General features: G+C 42.6%; 19 protein-coding genes. 13 read left to right on the top strand and 6 right to left on the bottom strand.

Translation table 11 applies throughout. The annotated features are described in order from the left end of the window. The first annotated feature begins 347 nt into the window (after positions 1-347). The 4 genes from tkt (at position 348) to FTV13_RS12910 (ending at position 4046) form a co-directional block, all read left to right on the top strand. The gene (gene tkt, locus FTV13_RS12925; RefSeq protein WP_179993377.1) at positions 348-2336 is read left to right on the top strand and encodes a transketolase; all 1989 of its coding nucleotides are present in this window, start codon (positions 348-350) and stop codon (positions 2334-2336) included. Positions 2337-2471: 135 nt separating this feature from the next. After that, positions 2472-2687, top strand: a complete 216-nt coding sequence (locus tag FTV13_RS12920) for a hypothetical protein (RefSeq protein WP_004786275.1) — start codon at positions 2472-2474, stop codon at positions 2685-2687. Between the two features lie 182 nt (positions 2688-2869). After that, entirely contained in the window at positions 2870-3325 is a 456-nt protein-coding gene (locus FTV13_RS12915; RefSeq protein WP_179993378.1) for a GNAT family N-acetyltransferase, read from the top strand. Between the two features lie 127 nt (positions 3326-3452). Then, complete coding sequence (locus tag FTV13_RS12910; RefSeq protein ID WP_179993379.1) at positions 3453-4046, top strand: YceI family protein; 594 nt, start codon at positions 3453-3455, stop codon at positions 4044-4046. Positions 4047-4225: 179 nt separating this feature from the next. Here FTV13_RS12910 and FTV13_RS12905 read toward each other — a convergent pair whose 3' ends face one another. Beyond that, positions 4226-4945 (bottom strand): glutamine amidotransferase, encoded by a 720-nt coding sequence (locus FTV13_RS12905; RefSeq protein WP_179993380.1) that lies wholly within the window; start codon positions 4943-4945, stop codon positions 4226-4228. Between the two features lie 225 nt (positions 4946-5170). Here FTV13_RS12905 and yfcF point away from each other — a divergent pair, with 225 nt between their 5' ends. Continuing rightward, complete coding sequence (yfcF, locus tag FTV13_RS12900; RefSeq protein WP_179993381.1) at positions 5171-5818, top strand: glutathione transferase; 648 nt, start codon at positions 5171-5173, stop codon at positions 5816-5818. Between the two features lie 197 nt (positions 5819-6015). After that, positions 6016-6972: a cation diffusion facilitator family transporter gene (locus tag FTV13_RS12895; protein ID WP_180012235.1), complete on the top strand. Its 957-nt coding sequence runs from the start codon at positions 6016-6018 to the stop codon at positions 6970-6972. Positions 6973-7022: 50 nt separating this feature from the next. Here FTV13_RS12895 and FTV13_RS12890 read toward each other — a convergent pair whose 3' ends face one another. The 5 genes from FTV13_RS12890 to FTV13_RS12870 all read right to left on the bottom strand — a co-directional run bounded on the left by FTV13_RS12890 (position 7023) and on the right by FTV13_RS12870 (position 13545). Continuing rightward, the gene (locus tag FTV13_RS12890; RefSeq protein WP_180012233.1) at positions 7023-8000 is read right to left on the bottom strand and encodes a fatty acid desaturase family protein; all 978 of its coding nucleotides are present in this window, start codon (positions 7998-8000) and stop codon (positions 7023-7025) included. A 94-nt stretch (positions 8001-8094) separates the two neighbouring features. Continuing rightward, positions 8095-8883, bottom strand: a complete 789-nt coding sequence (locus FTV13_RS12885) for a PaaX family transcriptional regulator C-terminal domain-containing protein (RefSeq protein WP_005235191.1) — start codon at positions 8881-8883, stop codon at positions 8095-8097. Between the two features lie 381 nt (positions 8884-9264). Further along, positions 9265-10977, bottom strand: a complete 1713-nt coding sequence (locus FTV13_RS12880) for an electron transfer flavoprotein-ubiquinone oxidoreductase (protein WP_180012231.1) — start codon at positions 10975-10977, stop codon at positions 9265-9267. A 114-nt stretch (positions 10978-11091) separates the two neighbouring features. Continuing rightward, the gene (locus FTV13_RS12875) at positions 11092-12333 is read right to left on the bottom strand and encodes an MFS transporter (RefSeq protein WP_004786258.1); all 1242 of its coding nucleotides are present in this window, start codon (positions 12331-12333) and stop codon (positions 11092-11094) included. A gap of 57 nt (positions 12334-12390) precedes the next feature. After that, positions 12391-13545: an acyl-CoA dehydrogenase family protein gene (locus FTV13_RS12870; protein ID WP_166135179.1), complete on the bottom strand. Its 1155-nt coding sequence runs from the start codon at positions 13543-13545 to the stop codon at positions 12391-12393. A 307-nt stretch (positions 13546-13852) separates the two neighbouring features. Here FTV13_RS12870 and FTV13_RS12865 point away from each other — a divergent pair, with 307 nt between their 5' ends. From FTV13_RS12865 to FTV13_RS12835, 7 genes are all read left to right on the top strand, one after another. After that, positions 13853-14632, top strand: coding sequence for an enoyl-CoA hydratase (locus FTV13_RS12865; protein WP_004786253.1), 780 nt, complete (start codon positions 13853-13855; stop codon positions 14630-14632). A gap of 3 nt (positions 14633-14635) precedes the next feature. Continuing rightward, positions 14636-16153 carry a 3-hydroxyacyl-CoA dehydrogenase gene (locus tag FTV13_RS12860; RefSeq protein WP_179993441.1) on the top strand — a complete coding sequence of 506 codons (1518 nt, stop codon included), beginning with the start codon at positions 14636-14638 and terminating at the stop codon, positions 16151-16153. A gap of 12 nt (positions 16154-16165) precedes the next feature. Then, positions 16166-17368 carry a 3-oxoadipyl-CoA thiolase gene (locus FTV13_RS12855; RefSeq protein WP_179993440.1) on the top strand — a complete coding sequence of 401 codons (1203 nt, stop codon included), beginning with the start codon at positions 16166-16168 and terminating at the stop codon, positions 17366-17368. A 14-nt stretch (positions 17369-17382) separates the two neighbouring features. Beyond that, positions 17383-18600 carry a CaiB/BaiF CoA-transferase family protein gene (locus FTV13_RS12850; protein ID WP_179993439.1) on the top strand — a complete coding sequence of 406 codons (1218 nt, stop codon included), beginning with the start codon at positions 17383-17385 and terminating at the stop codon, positions 18598-18600. Between the two features lie 130 nt (positions 18601-18730). Then, the gene (locus FTV13_RS12845; protein WP_004786244.1) at positions 18731-19582 is read left to right on the top strand and encodes an IclR family transcriptional regulator; all 852 of its coding nucleotides are present in this window, start codon (positions 18731-18733) and stop codon (positions 19580-19582) included. A 243-nt stretch (positions 19583-19825) separates the two neighbouring features. Next, on the top strand, positions 19826-20206 hold the full coding sequence (locus FTV13_RS12840) for a hypothetical protein (RefSeq protein WP_125278366.1): 381 nt from the start codon (positions 19826-19828) through the stop codon (positions 20204-20206). Next, positions 20176-20448 carry an autotransporter outer membrane beta-barrel domain-containing protein gene (locus FTV13_RS12835; RefSeq protein WP_180012229.1) on the top strand — a complete coding sequence of 91 codons (273 nt, stop codon included), beginning with the start codon at positions 20176-20178 and terminating at the stop codon, positions 20446-20448. Before FTV13_RS12840 ends, FTV13_RS12835 begins: the two co-directional genes overlap by 31 nt. Positions 20449-20544 lie beyond the last annotated feature (96 nt).

Below are 20544 nucleotides of genomic sequence, written 5' to 3'. Positions count from 1 at the left end.
TATGGACTGGAAAAAGATCACTTATTTAAGTCTGGATCTTCTGTTTTGACTCCTAGCTGGAGGTATCCTGAAGAGGAATTCAACATATTGTAAAAGTTTAATTTATAAAAAATAGTTAAGAATAATCCCAGATTTATCATCTTATTAGAATTTAACTTAGACTCTAGTCAATCAATGCACCTTAAAAGTGCAGAATATTTATCCGATAGGTAAATACAAGATCAATAAATTGATAAATATTGTAGGCTAGTCTTTACCCCTCGCTGTTTTTTTAAGACAATAGACGGCAGTTTTGAAAGTCTTTTCATCATTTCCTATTTCTTCTGAATTTATTTGGACGCTGATTTATGACAACCCCGCTTAATGAACGTCGTATTGCAAACGCAATTCGTGTATTGGCAATGGATGCTGTGCAAAAAGCAAACTCAGGACATCCAGGTGCTCCAATGGGGATGGCAGATATCGCTGATGTGGTTTGGCGCGAATTCTTAAACCATAACCCAACAAATCCGAATTGGGCTAACCGTGACCGTTTCGTATTGTCGAATGGCCATGGCTCTATGCTTCAATACGCACTTCTTCATTTAACGGGCTATGATCTTTCAATTGAAGATCTTAAAGCATTCCGTCAACTTCATTCTAAAACTCCAGGTCACCCAGAATTGGGCTATGCACCGGGTATTGAAACAACCACTGGCCCATTAGGCCAAGGTATCGCAAATGCTGTTGGTTTTGCACTGGCTGAAAAAACTTTAGCAGCGCAATTCAACAAGGAAGATATCAAAGTTGTAGATCACTACACTTACTGCTTCCTGGGCGATGGCTGCTTGATGGAAGGTGTTTCTCACGAAGCATGTTCTTTGGCAGGTACTTTAGGTCTGGGTAAGCTGATTGCTTACTATGATGACAACGGTATTTCGATTGACGGTGAAGTTGAAGGCTGGTTCTCTGACGATACAGAACAACGCTTCAAGTCTTATGGCTGGCAAGTGATCAAAGTTGACGGTCATGATGCTGATGCAATCCGTCAAGCCACTGTTGAAGCAAAAGCTGAAGTGAATAAACCAACCATCATCATGTGTAAAACAGTGATCGGTTTAGGTTCACCAAACAAACAGGGTAAAGAAGACTGTCACGGTGCACCTTTGGGTAATGACGAAATCGTATTGACTCGTGAAGCTTTAGGCTGGTCAGACGAAGCATTTGTCATTCCTGAGGATGTATACGCAGCTTGGGATGCCAAAGATAAAGGTTCACAAGCTGAAGCAGCATGGAATGAAACTTTTGCCGCTTATGCAGCAAAATATCCAACAGAAGCAGCTGAATTAAAACGTCGTCTTTCTGGTGATCTTCCAGCTGACTTTGTTGCAAAAGCGGATGCTTATATCGCTGAAGTAAATGCAAAAGAAGAAACCATTGCTACACGTAAAGCGAGCCAAAATACGTTACAAGCTCTTGTGCCTTCACTACCAGAAGTACTAGGCGGTTCTGCTGACCTTGCAGGTTCTAACCTGACACTTTGGAAAGGTGCACAAGGCGTACAGGACAATCCAGCAGGTAACTATGTTCACTACGGTGTACGTGAATTTGGTATGACTGCGATTGCCAATGGTGTTGCTCTTCACGGAGGTTTCATTCCTTACGTAGCAACATTCCTGATGTTTATGGAATATGCACGTAATGCAGTACGTATGTCTGCACTGATGAAACAACGCGTGATTCATGTCTACACTCATGATTCAATCGGTCTGGGTGAAGATGGTCCTACACACCAGCCAATCGAACAAATCGCATCTTTACGTGGTACACCAAACCTGAATACATGGCGTCCATGCGACACTGTTGAAGCAGCGATTTCCTGGAAATCTGCTTTGATGCGTTCAGAAGGCCCAACAGCGTTAATCTTCTCTCGTCAAAACCTGCCATTCCAAACGCGTACTCAAGCACAAATTGAGAATGTAGCGAAAGGTGGTTATGTTCTGGCTGAAGAAAAAGGCGAATTGAAAGCGATCATCATTGCGACTGGTTCTGAAGTTTCTCTTGCAATGGAAGCTTATGCACAGCTTCAAGGTGTACGTGTGGTATCTATGCCATGTGCTGAAGAGTTCGTGAAACAGGATGCTGCGTATCGTGAAGCGGTTCTTCCTTCAAATATTCGTGCACGTGTAGCGGTTGAAGCTGCACATGTAGATTACTGGTGGAAATTTGTAGGTCTGGATGGTCGTGTGATCGGCATGACCACTTATGGCGAATCTGCACCTGCTAAAGACCTGTTTAAACACTTCGGCATTACAACTGAAGCTGTTGTAGCAGCTGTAAAAGAGATTACTGCTTAATCAACTGATTAAGTCGTTTTTTAAGGGCGCCCCAGTTTTGGGGCGTCTTTTGTTTTTCCGCTTTCTAGCCTTGTTTTCATGTGGCAACCGCTAAAAAGTGTTCTCCCATAATTGAAATGAAAGAGTGAGATAAACATGAGCTTGTATGAACAAATTAGTGATGAAATTACTTTAATGGATGCAGGCGAGCAGAAATGGATCGGGCAGGATCTACCCCTTGAAGCAATGGTTGCGGTTGAGCTATTACTTCAGGAAATGGCTGAAGAAAAAATCATTAAAGTACGTCGTAAGAACCATGAAAAGCATTCTGGTTTGAAACAGGTGGATCGTATTCTGGTTGAAAAACTTTAACAGAAAATACTAAAAGTCCCTGAATGGGGCTTTTTTTATGTCGGATGATTTCCTCTGACAGTTGCTTATGAACATTAGATGAGATAAATCTAAGTTCGTGCCATCATAAAAACCTAATGACTCATATCGTAAATAATTGACTTAAAGATAATTAAAGACATAAACCAAAGAAGTTACTCAATATGGAAATATCATCCCAGATCCAGATCAAATCTCTAGAGCAAATATCACAGCCGGAATGGCTGTTTTTATGGAAAGGCTATCAAACCTTTTATGAGGCGCAAATTTCAGAAAAAATCAGTGAAAATACCTGGGCCAAGCTCACTAGTCCTGGACAGGACAATATGTATGGTTTTGCTGCACTGATTGATGGAAAAGTAGTCGGGCTAGTTCATGTGGTTGAGCATGACAGTAGCTGGACCATGCGTCCTTATGCCTATTTGCAGGATTTATTTGTTCATCCGGATTATCGCGGGCAGGGCATAGCACGTGTACTGATTCAGCATATCTATGATGTAGCAAAGCAGCGTAATTGTGATCGGGTGTACTGGCTGACCCATGAATCGAACCATAAAGCCAGATTGCTCTATGATAAAGTGGCCAAAAAAACCGGATTTATCCAGTATCGTATGTCTTAAATGCTTAGATTTACACGAGAATTTACAATTTTATCGTTTCATAGTTGCAACAAAACGTTTTATCTTTAGGGATGTAAACGGTTCAAGATTCTATAAACTGAAGTTAATTCAGACGAGAGATAACAACATGAATTTGAAAACATTAACTTTAGGCTTGGTAGCCGCATCTATTGCAACTTTTAGCTTTGCAAAACCGGTGACTTATACAATTGATCCGAGTCATACTGCGACGGTATTTAGCTGGAACCATTTTGGGTTTTCTACGCCATCAGGCAATTTCTCTGATATTCAGGGTAAAATTGTGGTCGACAATGAACAGCCAGCAAAATCTTCTGTAGATGTGACCATTCCAGTTTCTAGTATTAATACCAACGTAACTGCACTGGATGACCATTTAAAGAAAGAAGATTTCTTTGATGCAGCCAAATATCCAAATATTACGTTCAAAAGTACTAAGGTAGAAACCAAGGACAAAAAGAACTTCAAGATTACCGGTAATTTAACCGTTAAAGGCGTGTCCAAACCAGTGGTATTGGATGCCGTGTTAAATAAACAGGGTGAACATCCAATGGCAAAAGTTCCGGCAATTGGTTTCAATGCCACAACATCATTTGACCGTTCTGCATTCGGCTTAGGCGCGAATGTTCCGCATGTGAGTGACAAGATTACTGTTCAGATCACCACTGAAGCGACCATTCCTACAGAACCTGCAAAGAAATAAGATTTATTTCCATTCTGCATAAAAATAAAAAAGCACCTTTATAAAGGTGCTTTTTTATTGGGCCAATAGATGAATTATGAAACAGAATCGGCATCTATCTAAACTAAAAAATCTTAGCTATGATTCCATTAATCTATTTTGCAAACTTTTAATTATAAATATTTATCCAGTACCTTTGCTCAAGATACTATTTTTAACTGAGTCAGATATTGCTCTAGGACAGCTTTAGAAGTGCCTTCCAGTACAGGTGCAAATTGAAGATTGGCTGCCCGAAGAACTGGGATATTAATTTTAGCTTGACGTAATTCAGAGGTATGACCAACTAGCCACTTTTCCAGGCTATCGCCAGCGACTTCAGGATGAAATTGCAGAGCCAGAATATTTGATCCTATCCGGAAAGCCTGATTTGGATAGAGATTGGAACTGGCTAATAATTCAGCCTGTTTAGGCAGATCAAAAGTATCGCCATGCCAATGTAGCACTTCAATATTTTCCAAGGCTTGTAGTGGATTATTCTCAGTGGCTGGAAGACTAAGTTTAGACCAGCCAATTTCTTTGCTATGTCCTGCATAGACTTTAGCACCGAGTGCATGAGCCATGAGTTGAGCACCCAGACAAATACCTAAAGTGGGTAAATTCTTTTCTAAACGCACTTTAAGTAAGTCTATTTCTTGTTGTAAGAAAGGGTAGTCCTCCGTTTCATAAACACCAATTGGACCCCCTAAAATAATTGTCAGACCTTTATATTCATACGCTTTACGCAGGTCATCAATACCGGCTTCAAAATAGCGAACACGTAATCCCAACTGATAAAATACATCTTCCCAGGCACCTAGGTCTTCAAAAGCCAGATGTTGAATGGCATATACGGTATCGGGGAAGTGATCAAGGTTCAGCATAGCAGTCAGGTCTAAATGGAAAATATTTATTTAACGTTATTCTGCAAAAAATTAGAAGTCTTTTTAATCCGGTGATTTAGCCTTAGGTAGGTGATTCATCCGAATCGGCAATCCTATGTAAGACTATAACTCCGCTTTGTATCAATATGCAGCGATATTTTCCTTTTCTATAAAAAAGGCGTTAGAGTAGAAAGCAGTGGATAATCATAAGAGGCAGGATAAAAAATGCACAATATCTGCTTATATGTCGATAAAAAACGTATCAGTCCTTATACCATGTCGGTTTATGTGGCTCTAAAAGAGAAAGGACTCAACTTTCAGGAAAAAATGATCGATCTGGATCTGCTGGAACAGCAATCTTTAGCTTATCGTAAAATTTGTCCGAGTGGCAAAGTCCCTTGTCTGATCATTGATGATTTTCATTTATTTGAATCGTGGGCGATTACTGAATACCTGGAAGATGCTTTTCCGGCACCGGATTATCGTGCTTTATATCCTGCAGAGATGAAAGCCAGAGCAAAATGTCGCGCCGTTCAGGCTTTGATTAAAACTGATTTTTCCTCTATCCGGCAGGATATGCTTTCAACTTCGATCTTTGTTCCACCTAAAAGGCCTTTAATCGCATCGGCTGAAACCATGCAGGATATTCAGCGCTTACTGGCAATCACAGAAATTTTAGTTGAAGAGTTGTGGCTCACCGAACAATGGTCAATTGCAGACTTTGATCTAGCCTTTATGCTGCATCGTCTGCTTAGTCATGATGTTGAGCTTCCCGAAAAGATTCAGGCCTATATCCAGCGTAATTTTCAGCGATCTTCAGTGCAGTCCTGGATTTTGGAAAATGAAAAATTGAGGACTCATGCTGAGTTTTGATTCTATGTCCGGTAGAGAGGTTAATTTAATAATTTAAGTACTAAGTTTGCTTAATGAATAGACATGGATATTTTAAAAGAGAGCCAAGTTATACAAAAAATTGCTTAAATATCAGCAGAGCAAGCGTAGTATAGAAAGTATAGGTAATAAGAAGTAGCTAAAACTTAGAATCAGATTCAAATGAAAAGGAGTATAAGGTGGGTGGATCACATCATCATGATCATAGTCATGTAGAAGTTAGTGCCAAGAATGCCAAAAAACTGTCCATCGCCTTAGCCCTAACGACAGCCTTTTTAATTGTAGAAGTTATTGCCGGTTTTATGACTCAGAGTCTGGCCTTGCTTTCTGATGCAGCACATATGTTTACCGATGCCGCTGCATTGGCGATTGCACTGGCTGCGATTAAGATCGGGCAAAAACCCGCAGATGATAAACGTACCTTTGGCTACCAGCGATTTGAAATTCTGGCAGCTTTGTTTAATGCGATTATGCTATTTCTGGTGGCGATGTATATCTTGTTCGAAGCTTACCAGCGCCTGAGCCATCCCCCTGAAATTGAAAGTCTGGGCATGTTGATTGTCGCCATACTTGGACTGGTCATTAACCTGATCTCCATGAAAATTCTGGTTTCTAGCAGTCAGGAAAGCTTGAATATTAAAGGGGCTTATCTGGAAGTACTGAGTGATGCACTAGGTTCGGTGGGTGTCATTATTGGCGCAATCATCATCTATTTCAGCGGTTGGATGTGGATTGACACCGTGATTGCGGTCATGATCGGATTCTGGGTCATTCCACGGACATGGATTTTATTGAAACAGAGCATCAATATTCTGCTGGAAGGAGTTCCCGATGAAATCGATATTGAAAAACTGCGCCATGACCTACTGGCGCTAGACGGTGTTAAAGATATTCATCAGCTAAAAGTCTGGGCGATTACTTCCAAGAAAGTCATGCTAACCGTGCATTTGGTTGCGCCAGACGTTGACTATAAAAAGTTGCATCAGGAGGCATTCGAGATGTTGCACCATGAACATCACATTACCGAGATGACATTACAAATTGAAGCAGAAGATTGTCCCCCGGAACAGCATCGGCAATCAGCCCACTCTCATGAGCATTCTAGGCATAAAGAAAGCCATCAACATAAAGTTTGAGGAATTTTGCTATCACCTATAATGTATTTTTAAACTTCGATCTTTTAATTTTAGCCTTTTAATAATGACACAATTACATCTTTATAACTGGGTGGCGCTTTCACGTAATCGCGCTCTCGCAGCATCTGATGCATTTTGGGCAGATTTTGATGTGGAACAGAGGCCATTAAATGATGTTCAATATGATAATTTACATGAATCGGTGCAACGAAAGCACGCGCTAGCCATCCTGCACGGGTGGTACGGGTATTAGTTAAAGCAGAATGGCTAGTTTCCAGACCAGCATGCTCAGCCATTGCCCGGATACGAATAAAGAGTGGGAAAGGAGTGATATAAGCTAACGGCCACAATAAATAAAGTTTCGGATGACCGCTGGCCCAAAGTGCAGAAAATAGGGCAGCATTAGAAATCAGCATGCCCGAGCTATTTTTTAACAGATTCTTTGCCAGTTCCAAGTTACTGCGATTACCACGAGGAATTGGTTTCGGATCATTGGAAACACTCCATTCCAGAAGTTCTAAATCCATCAAGACTCGGCCAGCCAGAAATTTTAGGCCGGATTGACCATTTAAATCTCTAAAGAATTTTCTAAATAATGATTGTTTAGTAATTGGAAAGTTTTTCACCAAACCTAAATCTGGATCATCAGGTTGAGAGGTGCGGGCATGATGTTTCAAATGATAAGGACGATATTTACCGACCTCATTCCAGATCGGACGGGCGCACAACCAGTCAGTGAAGTGTGTGTTTAGCCACTTGGTTTTAAACAGACTGTGGTGTGAGGCATCGTGCATTAAAATGGCCATAGCCAGCTGACGACCTGCCAGAATGGCTAATGCCAAGGCACATATCAATATTTTTCCCCAGACTGGTAAATATTCCCAGCTATAAGCGACTGTGCCAAAGGTCAAAACAATCACAGCCCAAGTTGAGCCTACTGCCAGAGCCCCCTGTAAGTCGGATGGGGTGGTCAGCTCTTTGATTTCTTCACGGCTAAATAGCTCTGTGACACTCACTTTACTGTTCATTATTCTGCCTTGATCTAGTTCTTGTATTTCTTGTCACTATATTTGAATTAAAATATTACAGTCAATTTATTTTTGTTATTGTATAGGAAATAAATTATACGCCTTGCTGCTGAAAATATTGCTGCCATAACTGCTGGCCTTGTTCTTCCATACGCCGTACAGCCAGTTCAAACTTTTGTCGGGCTGGAGCGTCTAGCCATTCTTCAGGCAATAGCGGATCTGCACGCAGACTAAATACAGCAGATTTTGCCAGATAAAAGGCAGTTTTAGCTGATTCAGCCAAGGATAACTGTTGATGGTTTTCAAACCATTGTTCAATTTCCTGACTGATATTCAAATAAGTTTGATGCAGGCCATGAATATCCCAAAGTGCAGATACATGAGTGTGCTGATCGATCTCGCTGACCTGAAAAAATCGTGCGCCTTGATCCAGACCAAACTTGACGGCTGCTGATTTAAGCTCATTCAAACCAAGTTGTAAATTATCCGGGCGGATAAACACATTCTGTTCCAGTTCCTGAAATCCATAATAACGCAGGGCTTTTTCCCGTTTAGATAAGGCCGTACGATCTACTCGCCCCAAAGCACCGGTATAAACCAGAATGTACTTACCATCCCAAGCCGTAGCGGTCTGCATATTGGGATGTTTGTTCAGGCTGATAAAAGAAGTATCAAATTTTTTTTCAATTAACTGATAAATGCCGCGTTCTACTGACTGAATGATCTGATCCTGATTGAGTCGTGCGACTGCAACCCGCAAGCTGTTGTCAGAGATTCCTAATAAATCTGCTGCACATAACATCTGTTTGATGCTAACAGTAGAGTTATGTGAGGCATAGAGCAGGTCTAGCACCAGATGTCGGGCATTCAGTTTATAAGTCATGAAACTAGATCGTGATTAGAAAATGAGAAATTGGAAACTTTTTGTACAATAGCATTTTGAATAGGAAGAACCAAAGAGGAATACGACTAAAGTGTTTGTATATTCAGGCAATTAATTTTAATTAAAGACAACGTATATGGATAAAAATGACTAGATAAGGTGTTGGTTTTCTACTGAGGCACAGTATTTCACAGTCAATAAGCTGGTCTAAGCAGCAAGTCAGCGAAAAAGACGTGAATCTGTTTTTATTCTTGATTATTTTTAATCCCAGCTCCCTAGGGAACTGGGATTACCTAAAAAATTAAAGTGAAGTGTTAGTTATAACTGCTTCAAAATTGGGTATATGAACAAGAAAAAGATTTCTTACTCACACAAATTACCCTACATATTCGGGTAATTCGGACCACCGCCACCTTCCGGTGTTACCCAGGTGATATTCTGAGATGGATCTTTGATGTCACAGGTCTTGCAGTGTACACAGTTCGCTGCATTGATCTGGAAGCGTTTTGAACCGTCATCATTTTCCATGATTTCGTAAACACCCGCCGGGCAGTAGCGCTGTGCAGGCTCATCCCATTTTGGTAAGTTGACATCTACTGGAATCGAAGCATCGGTCAGTTTTAAATGCGCAGGCTGGTTTTCTTCATGCACCGTGTTCGATACAAACACAGAAGACAGACGGTCAAACGTCAGCTTACCATCCGGTTTTGGATAGTTCGGCTTGAAGTTCACTGCATCAACCGTTTTTAGCGTGCTGAAGTCAGGAACCAGGTCATGCAGGGTGAATGGCACTTTGAATACGTTCTGGTCGATGAAGTTGAATGCACCACCCATCCATTGACCAAACTTGTGCATTGCCGGGCCAAAGTTACGCGCGCTGTACAGCTCTTCTTTTAACCAGCTGTTGTTGAACTTGTCTGTATAAGCAGTTAGCTCTTTTACGAAGAAGTCTTCGCCTTCAGTTACACGTGCAACGGCAAGGTCACCGCCTTTTTTTACACCGGCAGCAATCGCTTCAAATACCGCTTCACCACACAACATGCCGGATTTCATGGCAGTGTGTGAGCCTTTGATCTTGGCAAAGTTCAGGAAGCCGGCATCATCACCGATTAAAGAACCACCCGGGAAGGTGAATTTCGGCAGGGAGTTAAAACCACCTTTGGTTACGGCACGCGCACCATAAGAAATACGTTTACCGCCTTCCAGATACTGTTTGATCAGTGGATGGGTTTTCCAGCGCTGCATTTCCATGAATGGATACATGTGTGGATTTTCATAAGAAAGATCCACGATCATGCCTAATGTCACCTGGTTATTTTCAGCATGGTATAACCACCAGCCACCTGAAGAACCGGTTTCAGATAAAGGCCAGCCTGCACCATGCATTACCAGACCTGGTTTATGCTTGGCAGGATCAATTTCCCAAAGTTCTTTAATGCCGATCCCGTAGTGCTGTGGATCAGCATCTTTATCCAGATTGAATTTTTGGATCAGGCGTTTACCTAAATGACCGCGGCAGCCTTCAGCAAAGATGGTGTATTTGGCATGCAGCTCATAACCCGGCGCAAAGTTATGCGTCGGTTCGCCATCTTTACCAATACCCATGTCACCGGTTTGGATACCTTTCACCGTACCATCTTCATGATACAGAATTTCAGAAGCAGCAAAGCCCGGGAAGATCGATACTTCCAGCTCTTCGGCTTTCTGGCCTAACCAGCGCACCACGTTACCCAGTGAGATCACGTAGTTACCATCGTTATGCATAGTTTTAGGCACCATCCAGTGCGGTGCTTCTTGTGATTTTTCATCTGAAAGAAGGAAGAAAGTTTTGTCTTCTGTCACTGGTACATTTAAAGGTGCACCTTCTTCTTTCCAGTTCGGGAATAGTTCGTTCATGGCACGTGGTTCAAGCACAGCACCCGAAAGAATATGTGCACCGACTTCGGAGCCTTTTTCTACGACACAAACGGACAGATCATTTAAATTGTTTTCAATTGCAAGTTGACGGATCTTGATTGCAGCAGACAGGCCGGCAGGACCCGCACCTACGATCACAACGTCAAACTCCATCGATTCTCTAGAAATATCTTCCATAATAAGAAATCCTGTTTCGCTTAGCGGTATTTTACCACAGTGAAAAAGTTTTTAAATAGAAAGTTGGGAATTGATTATGAAAAAAGCCTCCTAGGAGGCTTTTTCTAAAACGGATTAAGATTTTTGAGGATCGTAGAGTTTTTCTTTGATGAACAGTGCAGGGAGCAGACCACAGATAAAGTATGCTGCACCCATGACCAGGAAGCCTAAACCGATCGAACCGCCAGTTGCCAGATAACCAATCGTAGCTGGCGCAATCGCTGCACCCAAGCGACCGACGTTATATGCACCACCAATTGCTGTACCACGTACATTGGTTGGGAAGCTTTCAGTCATATATGTTGCATTCACACCATATGGAATACCATATAGGAAACCGAAGATCACCAATAAGTATAGAATGTTGTCTGGTGAATTATAGAATACGATCAATGGCAGGAAGATCGCTGTACCAATTGCACCGAAGGCATAAGTAAAACGACGTCCGAATTTATCTGCCATTAAGCCTGCAAGGATTTTACCGAGAATCATCGCGGTATAAGTACCGACCATGTAGGCAGTCATTTCCTTGAACTTCATACCGAGTTCACTTTCAAGGTATGTCGGCATCCAGTTATTAACGCCATAGTAACCAAACTGAAGGAAACCAGCAGTTAAAGCCCATAAGATAAACATGTTGCGGTTTTTCTTATCCTGGAAAATCAGCTTCCAGGTCGACTCAGCAGGTTTGTCAGTCACTTCAACTTTTTTGAAGCGGTTTTCTTGCCATGCAGCTGGTTCTGGAACCATGATGTGCATCAGGATCGCCATTACGATTGGAATTGCAGCCACATAGAACAGCATGCGCCAGCCGTGATCTGGAATTAACCAGCCCGCAAGCAAGGTCGCAACGATATAGCCAACTGTCCAGCCAGCCTGTAATGTACCTAAAACAGTTGTACGATATTTAGTTGGTACGTACTCAGCCATTAAAGTATTCGATGCAATATACAAAGAACCCAATCCAAGAGAAGCGAAGAAACGTAATGCACCAAATTGAGCAAAGCTTTGGGTAAAACCAAGACCACAAGTCAATGCCGAAAATAAAAGGATTGAGACAACGACGGTACGTACACGACCGAATTTATCACAAGCCCACCCTCCGAATATACCTCCAACTGCCATACCTGCAAGGGTAAAGCTTCCGAGCATCCCAGCTTCCACAGAGGTTAGGCCAAATTCAGCTTTAATACTGTTTAAGCTGTAGGAAAGCAGCATTAAATCCGCACCATCGACCAGCAGGGCGAGGAATGCAAAGATAAATGCGATTTTCCAGGTATTTGGGCCAATTTTTGAAATTGTATTCGTTATAGCCATCATCCATTACCTATAAAAAAGGCCTGATCGCAAGGAGAGTTGATCAGGCCAAACTTGTTACTGAGTCGCCTCGCGAATCATATTGCGAGCAATAATGACTTGCTGGATCTGCGTGGTTCCTTCATAAAGACGGAATAAACGCACATCGCGGTAGAAGCGCTCAATTGCATATTCACTGATGTAGCCCGCGCCACCATGGATTTGCACACCACGGTCAGCGACACGGCCACACATTTCTGTTGCAAACATTTTTGCGCAAGATGCTTCAGTACTTACGTTCTGGCCGGCATCACGACGACGCGCTGCATCAAGCACCATACATTTCGCTGCATAAATTTCAGCTTTAGAATCTGCCAGCATGCCTTGGATCAACTGGAAGTTGGCAATCGCCTGACCGAACTGCTTACGTTCAACGGCATATTGCAATGAATCTTCCAGCATACGGGTTGCAGCACCCACGCTTAGTGCGGCAATGTGGATACGGCCTTTATCCAGAACCTTCATCGCAGTTTTAAAGCCAACGCCTTCTACACCGCCAATCAAAGCTGATGCAGGGATACGGCAGTTTTCAAAGATCACGTCACAGGTATGTGCGCCTTTTTGGCCCATTTTCTTGTCACGTTTACCCAGTGAAATACCTGGTAATTTGCTATCAACGATGAACGCTGAAATGGCAGCAGCGCCTTTCAATTCTGGGTTGGTACGAGCCATTACCGTGAACACACCCGCATGTGGGGCATTGGTAATAAAGCGCTTGGTACCATTCAGGATGTACTCATCGCCATCTTTCACAGCAGTGGTTTTCAAAGATGCTGCATCAGAACCTGAATCCGGTTCAGTCAAACAGAACGAGCCAATGATTTCACCGCTAGCCAGTTTTGGCAGGAAGTGCTGTTTTTGCTCTTCAGTACCGTCGATGATCAGGCCAGATGCGCCGATACCGTTATTCGTACCAATCAATGAGCGGAAAGCAGGGGAAGTACGGCCCAGTTCAAAAGCGATATAGACTTCTTCTTCCATGGTCAGGCCAAGACCGTCATATTCTTCAGGAATGGTTAAACCAAATAAGCCCAACTCTTTCATTTGTTGCACGATTTCTGCAGGAATTTCATCCGTTTCTGCAACAATTTCTTCATTTGGGATTAATACGCCTTCTACAAATTGGCGAATCATATCTACCAACTGGTCTAAGGTTTCCTGATCACGAATCATGTCCTAACTCCGTATCTAGGATTTCGTTCTGTCCACATCTTGTCCAATGTGAATAAAAACTCATCACTAAGCTAAATTTATGCGGATACTAATTAAAATTAAAACAAGGATCAATATATACGAAAGTATATTTCGCTGTGCGATATATATGTTTTGCTTTAAAATTAGATTTAAATAATTGATTTAGTTTGATTAATGCTATTTTTAAGGCGTTATAAAATATTTTTTGTTCAAATTTGAATAGTTTACTTTGAACGAAATTTATGTATATTGTTAATTAAATACCGCTGTGCGAAATGAGAAGATTATGGAAAGCACTGAAATTTTAAAATTGACTGTACAGGAAGATGGCGTCGCGATTGTTCAAATCCATCGCCCGGAAGCACGTAATGCCTTGAACCTGGAATTACGTCAGCAACTCTCTGAAGCATTTCAATACCTTTCAAAATTAGATGCTGTAAAAGCCATTGTTTTGACCGGCGGTGAAAAGGTTTTTGCTGCGGGAGCAGACATTAAAGATTTCACTACTGCAACCACAGCACAAATGTATTTACGCCATACTGAACAGTACTGGCAAAGTATTACTGACTGTCCGAAACCGATTATTGCGGCTGTGAATGGTTATGCACTCGGTGGTGGCTGTGAACTGGCCATGCATGCCGACATCATCATTGCCGGTGAAAATGCCAAATTTGGTCAGCCTGAAGTAAAACTGGGCTTGATGCCGGGTGCAGGTGGAACACAACGTTTACTGCGTGCGATTGGTAAATATCAAACCATGCTTTGGGTACTCACCGGTAAACTGGTGAAAGCTGCTGAAGCTGAGCGTATGGGCTTGGTTTCTGAAGTCGTGGAAGATGAAAACACTATTACGCATGCCATTGAAATTGCTCAAACCATTGCATCTTTCTCTCCAATTGCAGTGCAGCAAATTAAAGAAGTGACCAATCTTGGCCAAGATCAATCTTTACAAGGTGCTTTGGCATTGGAACGTAAAGCTTTCCAGATTTTATTTGATACCAAAGATCAGAAAGAAGGCGTGAATGCGTTCTTTGAAAAACGTCCTGCACAATACACTGGAGAATAAGACATGACCATTCAATCTATGGCGCTCATTGGTACTGGTGTAATGGGCATGGGTATCGCGCAAATCGCAGCCCAGGCAGGTCTGGAAGTGCGCTTATTCGATGCCAAAGCAGGTGCGGCAGAAGCAGGTTTGGCTAAACTTAAAGCTACGCTTGAAAAGCTGCAAGCCAAAGGTAAATTTACTGAAGAAGTTCTGAATGCAACTCTGGCACGTTTCAAAATCCTGAATAGCATTGAAGAAGTGGCTGGTGTTGATCTGGTGGTTGAAGCCATCATCGAAAATCTGGACATCAAGCAAGGTTTATTTAAACAGCTGGAAAGTATCGTATCTCCAGAAACCATTCTGGCAACCAATACCTCATCACTTTCAGTGACTGCTATTGCATCCAACCTTGAGCATCAAGGTCGCATGGCTGGATTCCATTTCTTTAATCCAGTGCCCTTGATGAAAATTGTCGAAGTGATTGCTGGCCTAGCAACAGATGAACAGGTCGTTGCAGATCTACTCGAACTGGCACAACGTATGGGGCACTTCGGTGTGCGTACCAAAGACACGCCTGGGTTTATTGTTAACCATGCCGGCCGTGCTTATGGTACTGAAGCACTAAAAATCCTGGGTGAAGGTGTAGCTTCTGTTTCTGAAATCGACCGTATTCTGCGTGAAGGTGCCGGTTTCCGTATGGGACCACTGGAATTGTTTGACCTGACTGCACTGGATGTTTCTCATCCAGTGATGGAATCGATTTTCAACCAGTATTATCAGGAAGATCGTTATCGTCCAAGCGCTTTAACCCGTCAAATGCTGGCTGGTAAAAAAGTCGGTCGTAAAGTCGGTGAAGGTTTCTATAAGTATCAGGATGGTCAAAAGACCAATGAAGCTCCGGCTCAGATTGCGCCTGAAGTAACTGAATTCAGCCCGGTCTGGATCAAAGCAGATCTTGAACAGGATGCCAGTATCTTGCGTGACTATATCCGTGAGCAAGGTCTGGTTATCGACAGTGCAGAAACTCCGGCAGCTGACAGTCTGATTCTATTGGCCACTTATGGTGAAGACACCACGACTGCAGCGCTTCGTTTTGATGTCGATGCGACTCGTGCAATCAGCATCGATATGCTGACTGATTTTGCCAAGCACCGTACCATCATGCCTTCGATTGCAACTCAAAAAGCCTATATCGACCAGGCACATGCATTGTTTGCTAAAAATGGTCATGGCGTATCGGTAATTGCTGAAAGTATTGGCTTTGTCGCACAGCGCGTATTGGCAATGGTCGTGAATCTGGCTTGTGATATTGCCCAACAACAAATCGCAACTGCAGCCGATATCGATAAAGCAGTAAAACTTGGTCTGGGCTACCCACATGGACCAATTTCATGGGGTGATGTTTTGGGCGCAGAACGTATCCTGTTGATCCTGGAACGTATCCTGACAAATACCGGTGACCAGCGTTACCGTCCAAGTCCATGGGTACAACGCCGTGCCCGTTTAAAACTTTCTCTTCTTCACACTGCAGCAGTTTAAGGAATCAAACTCATGTTAAATGCATATATTTATGATGGATTACGTACGCCATTTGGTCGTCATGCAGGTAGCCTGGCAAAGGTTCGTCCAGATGATCTTGCTGCACATGTGATTAAGGCACTGGTAGAGAAGCATAATTTAGCTGCTGATATTTTTGATGATGTAATTCTGGGTAATACCAATCAGGCGGGTGAAGACAGTCGTAACATTGCACGTCATGCAACGTTATTAGCGGGTCTGGATGTGAAAACGCCAGCACAAACTGTGAACCGTCTATGTGCTTCTGGCTTGGCTGCGGTGATTGATGCTGCTCGTGCAATTACTTGTAATGAAGGGGATATCTTCCTTGCAGGTGGTGTCGAGTCGATGTCTCGTGCACCGTTTGTCTTTGCCAAATCTGAAACACCATTTAGCCGTGATTTTAAAGTATTCGATTCAACCATCGGCGCACGTTTTCCGAACCCTGCCATTGAAAAACAGTTCGGCAATGACACCATGCCGCAAACTGGCGATAATGTAGCAGTAGAATACGGTGTAACCCGTGAAGATGCAGACCAGTTTGCTGCAGCATCACAAGCCAAATATGAAGCAGCTAAACAGGCAGGTTTCTTTGCTGACGAGATCGTGGGTGTTGAAGTGCCACAAGGCCGTAAATTGCCCCCAAAACTGGTCGATCAAGACGAACATCCACGTCCATCTTCTAACTTGGAAGCGCTACAGAAACTACGTCCACTGTTTGAAGGCGGTGTAGTGACTGCGGGTAATGCTTCTGGTGTCAATGATGGTGCAGCAGCGCTAATCATTGGTTCTGAAGCCGCTCAGGAAAAACTGGGCATCCAGCCAATGGCGAAAATCATCGCTTCAGCGGCTGCGGGTATTGAACCACGTATTATGGGCGCCGGTCCGGTTGATGCGATCAAACTAGCATTAAAACGTGCCAACCTGACTTTGGATGACATGGATATCATTGAAATCAATGAAGCATTTGCATCTCAAGTTTTAGCATGTCTAAAAGGTTTAGATGTGGCATTTGACGATGCACGTGTCAATCCAAATGGTGGTGCAATTGCAGTTGGTCATCCATTAGGTGCATCAGGTGCTCGTTTAGTGCTCAGCACTGCTCGTGAATTGCAGCGTAGCGGCAAAAAATATGCTGTGATTAGTCTGTGTATCGGTGTAGGTCAAGGCCTGGCACTGGTCATCGAACGCGTATAACAAAGGAAAAACACATGGGTGCATTAGAGGGTATTCGCGTACTGGATTTAAGTCGCGTACTTGCAGGTCCTTGGTGTGGTCAAATCCTCGCGGATTTAGGCGCTGAAGTGATTAAAGTTGAACGTCCTAAAACGGGTGATGATACCCGTATGTGGGGACCACCTTGGATGAAAAATGACCATGGTGAAAATACACGTGAAGCGGCGTACTACCAGTCAGCCAACCGTAATAAAATGTCAGTTGCGATTGATATTTCAACGCCTGAAGGTCAGGAACTGGTCAAAGCACTGGCTGTAGATTCTGACGTGGTCATTGAAAATTACAAAGCGGGTTCTTTGAAAAAATACGGTCTGGATTATGAAAGCCTGAGCGCGATTAATCCGAAACTGGTGTATTGCTCAATTACTGGCTTTGGTCAAACTGGCCCTCGTGCACCTGAACCAGGTTATGACTTCATTATCCAGGGGATGGGCGGTTTAATGTCTGTCACTGGTGAGAAAGATGACTTACCGGGGGGCGGACCACAAAAAGTCGGTGTGGCTTTTGCGGATTTGACCACGGGTTTGTACTCGACCATTGCCATTCAGGCGGCTTTGTTAAACCGCCATGTGACTGGTCTCGGTCAGCATATTGATATGGCATTGCTGGATGTACAAGTGGCGTTACTCGCAAACCAGGGTATGAATTACCTGGCTTCGGGAAAAATCCCGGGTCGTTATGGTAATGCACATGCCAATATTGTCCCTTACCAAGTATTCCGTGCTGCGGATCAGGATTTCATCATCGCCTGTGGTAATGACAAACAGTTTATAGCCTTGAGCGCTGCAATTGGTTTGCCAGATTTACCGCAAGATCCACGTTTTGTGACCAATGCACTGCGTATTCAGCATCGTGCAGAAATCACAGAGCTGCTAGCCAAACATTTCTTAAGCAATACTGCGAAGCATTGGGTAGAAGCAATTCATGCAGTGAAAGTTCCGGTAGGCCTGATTAATAACCTTGAACAAGCTTTCCAGGAACCACAAGTGCAAGCGCGTAATATGCTGGTTGAGATCCCCCATCCGTTAAAAGAAAAATTAACGGTGATTGGTTCACCAATTAAATTATCGCGTACACCAGTGGAATATCGTAAAGCACCACCAATGTTAGGTGAGCATACGAATGAAATTCTTTCACGTGTCGTGGATGAGGAAAAACTAGAGGCCCTAAAAGCTCAAGGTATTGTTGGTTAATCAAAAAGAAAACCCATAAGTCCAATAAAGAAGCAACTTAATCAAAGTTGCTTCTTTGCTATATACAAGATAATTATTTATAATTTCGCAATGCGAAACACTTATTATGAATTTGAAGGACGGTGAAGACATGTCTGATGATGTACCTGAAACCGATCAGTCGGAAGAAAAATTAATTGCGCCTTTGCGCCATGAGTTATTGCATCCGATCGAAGATATGCAGGATGAAAATGACCGTCAATTTATTACAGCTTTAGCACGTGGTCTGGAGTTACTGCGCTGCTTTAGTCCAAAACATCAGCATCTGGGCAATCAGGAACTGTCACAGATGACAGGTCTACCTAAACCGACGATTACCCGTTTAACCCATACCTTATCCCGTTTAGGATATTTAAAGCAGGTTCCGAATTCGAGCAAGTTTCAGCTCTCAGTCGGCGTACTGTCTTTTGGTTATTCGATGCTGTCGAATTTATCCTTACGTTCAGTTGCACATCCATTAATGAAAAATCTGGCGGACTATGCTGAGGCAGCTGTTGCGATGGCAACCCGTGACCGTCTGAATATGATTTATCTGGATGTGGTGCAGGGCAAAGGCAATGTCACCATGCGTCGTCAGGTAGGAACCCATTTGCCGATTCATTTAAGTTCAATGGGGCGTGCCTGTCTGGCTGCAATGCCAGAAGATGAGCGTGATTTTCTACTTGATGCGATTCGCCGTAAACATGCTAAAGAATGGCCACAGATCCAAAAAGATCTGGAGAAGTCATTTAAAGACTATCAGGAATATGGTTTCTGCTTTTCAATCGGTGAATGGCATAAGGATGTCAATTCGGTTGCAGTTCCTTTTGTCCATGAACAGCATGGTCTACTGGTGTTTAACTGCGGCGGTCCAAGTTTCCTCCTCAATGAAGAGAAAATCAAAAATGATATTGCACCACGTTTATTACATATGGTGAATAATATTAGAAATGAGTTGGGATAATACATTTCTCAATTGATTAATTTTAGAAAATAGTAGGTATTTCAATTAAATACCTGCTATAAAATATCTATAAAATTCATTGAAAATAATAATTCTTTTACCTGATAATAATTTATCATTATTTTACAAATACTTAATTAATTCCTCTATGGTAATTCATGAGTGTTTTTATCACTCATAAGACCTTAATTTAAATTAAAAATAGCTTGATAACTAAAGATGATAAGGGGTATGAAAACTAAGATGAAGACAATTACAACAGCTCTTTCTTTGGCGGTAGTTGTTATAATGGTGACTGCATGTGGTGGTGCAAAATCCTCTACAACAGTGAATACACCCCCGACTAATGGCGGTACTACACCGACTACGCTTGCTTATACCTATGACAAAGCTAAATTTAATGTTGTGGATAACGCTGCGCCTACTAAACAGGTAAGGATCGAGATTGCTGATCTTGATGTTCAAAAGAATGCATATCTGCAACATTCTGTCCAAAAGATATTTAAATACATTCAGGATTATCAGAATGGTACGATCACGGCTGAAGACCTGACCAATGCGGGGATCGCAATTCAAGATCCGTCACCAACATTTTGGCTGATGCTTCAACTGAAACTGATGTAACTGGTCTGGGCGCTTATGCAAAATGGCAATCTGACAAGGGTGTATATGTTTCAGGTAATGTGCAGCTTGGTTTCGGTGATGTTGAGTTTAACCGTACTGTGACTGATGGGCTTGATTCGGTGAAAGAATCCAATAAAGCTGATCTGTTTAAATACGGTGCTTATGCTGAACTGGGTTATGACTTCTTCGCTGACCGTCTGACTGTTTCACCGGTAATCCCCCCTAAAAATAATAGGATCTAAAAGTAGAATTTTCTCTTAAGATACGAGCAGGAGATTCTGCATGAAAACATCTAAATTTACTGACAGTCAGATCATGTCCATCTTGAAACAGGCAGA

It is taken from the genome of Acinetobacter sp. YH12235 (genome assembly GCF_013417705.1).
Lineage (GTDB): Bacteria > Pseudomonadota > Gammaproteobacteria > Pseudomonadales > Moraxellaceae > Acinetobacter.
The sequence above is the reverse complement of the archived record's forward strand: the minus strand, read 5'-3'. Positions and strand labels throughout refer to the sequence as shown.

Bases quoted from the DNA above. Each gene is read 5' to 3' on its own strand.
- FTV13_RS12905 (WP_179993380.1), bottom strand. From the start codon at position 4,945: ATGCTGAACCTTGATCACTTCCCCGATACCGTATATGCCATTCAACAT.
- FTV13_RS12840 (WP_125278366.1), top strand. From the start codon at position 19,826: ATGAAGACAATTACAACAGCTCTTTCTTTGGCGGTAGTTGTTATAATG.
- FTV13_RS12870 (WP_166135179.1), bottom strand. From the start codon at position 13,545: ATGATTCGTGATCAGGAAACCTTAGACCAGTTGGTAGATATGATTCGC.
- yfcF (WP_179993381.1), top strand. From the start codon at position 5,171: ATGCACAATATCTGCTTATATGTCGATAAAAAACGTATCAGTCCTTAT.
- FTV13_RS12915 (WP_179993378.1), top strand. From the start codon at position 2,870: ATGGAAATATCATCCCAGATCCAGATCAAATCTCTAGAGCAAATATCA.
- FTV13_RS12885 (WP_005235191.1), bottom strand. From the start codon at position 8,883: ATGACTTATAAACTGAATGCCCGACATCTGGTGCTAGACCTGCTCTAT.
- FTV13_RS12920 (WP_004786275.1), top strand. From the start codon at position 2,472: ATGAGCTTGTATGAACAAATTAGTGATGAAATTACTTTAATGGATGCA.
- FTV13_RS12850 (WP_179993439.1), top strand. From the start codon at position 17,383: ATGGGTGCATTAGAGGGTATTCGCGTACTGGATTTAAGTCGCGTACTT.
- FTV13_RS12890 (WP_180012233.1), bottom strand. From the start codon at position 8,000: ATGAACAGTAAAGTGAGTGTCACAGAGCTATTTAGCCGTGAAGAAATC.
- tkt (WP_179993377.1), top strand. From the start codon at position 348: ATGACAACCCCGCTTAATGAACGTCGTATTGCAAACGCAATTCGTGTA.
- FTV13_RS12880 (WP_180012231.1), bottom strand. From the start codon at position 10,977: ATGGAAGATATTTCTAGAGAATCGATGGAGTTTGACGTTGTGATCGTA.
- FTV13_RS12845 (WP_004786244.1), top strand. From the start codon at position 18,731: ATGTCTGATGATGTACCTGAAACCGATCAGTCGGAAGAAAAATTAATT.
- FTV13_RS12860 (WP_179993441.1), top strand. From the start codon at position 14,636: ATGACCATTCAATCTATGGCGCTCATTGGTACTGGTGTAATGGGCATG.
- FTV13_RS12865 (WP_004786253.1), top strand. From the start codon at position 13,853: ATGGAAAGCACTGAAATTTTAAAATTGACTGTACAGGAAGATGGCGTC.
- FTV13_RS12875 (WP_004786258.1), bottom strand. From the start codon at position 12,333: ATGGCTATAACGAATACAATTTCAAAAATTGGCCCAAATACCTGGAAA.
- FTV13_RS12910 (WP_179993379.1), top strand. From the start codon at position 3,453: ATGAATTTGAAAACATTAACTTTAGGCTTGGTAGCCGCATCTATTGCA.
- FTV13_RS12855 (WP_179993440.1), top strand. From the start codon at position 16,166: ATGTTAAATGCATATATTTATGATGGATTACGTACGCCATTTGGTCGT.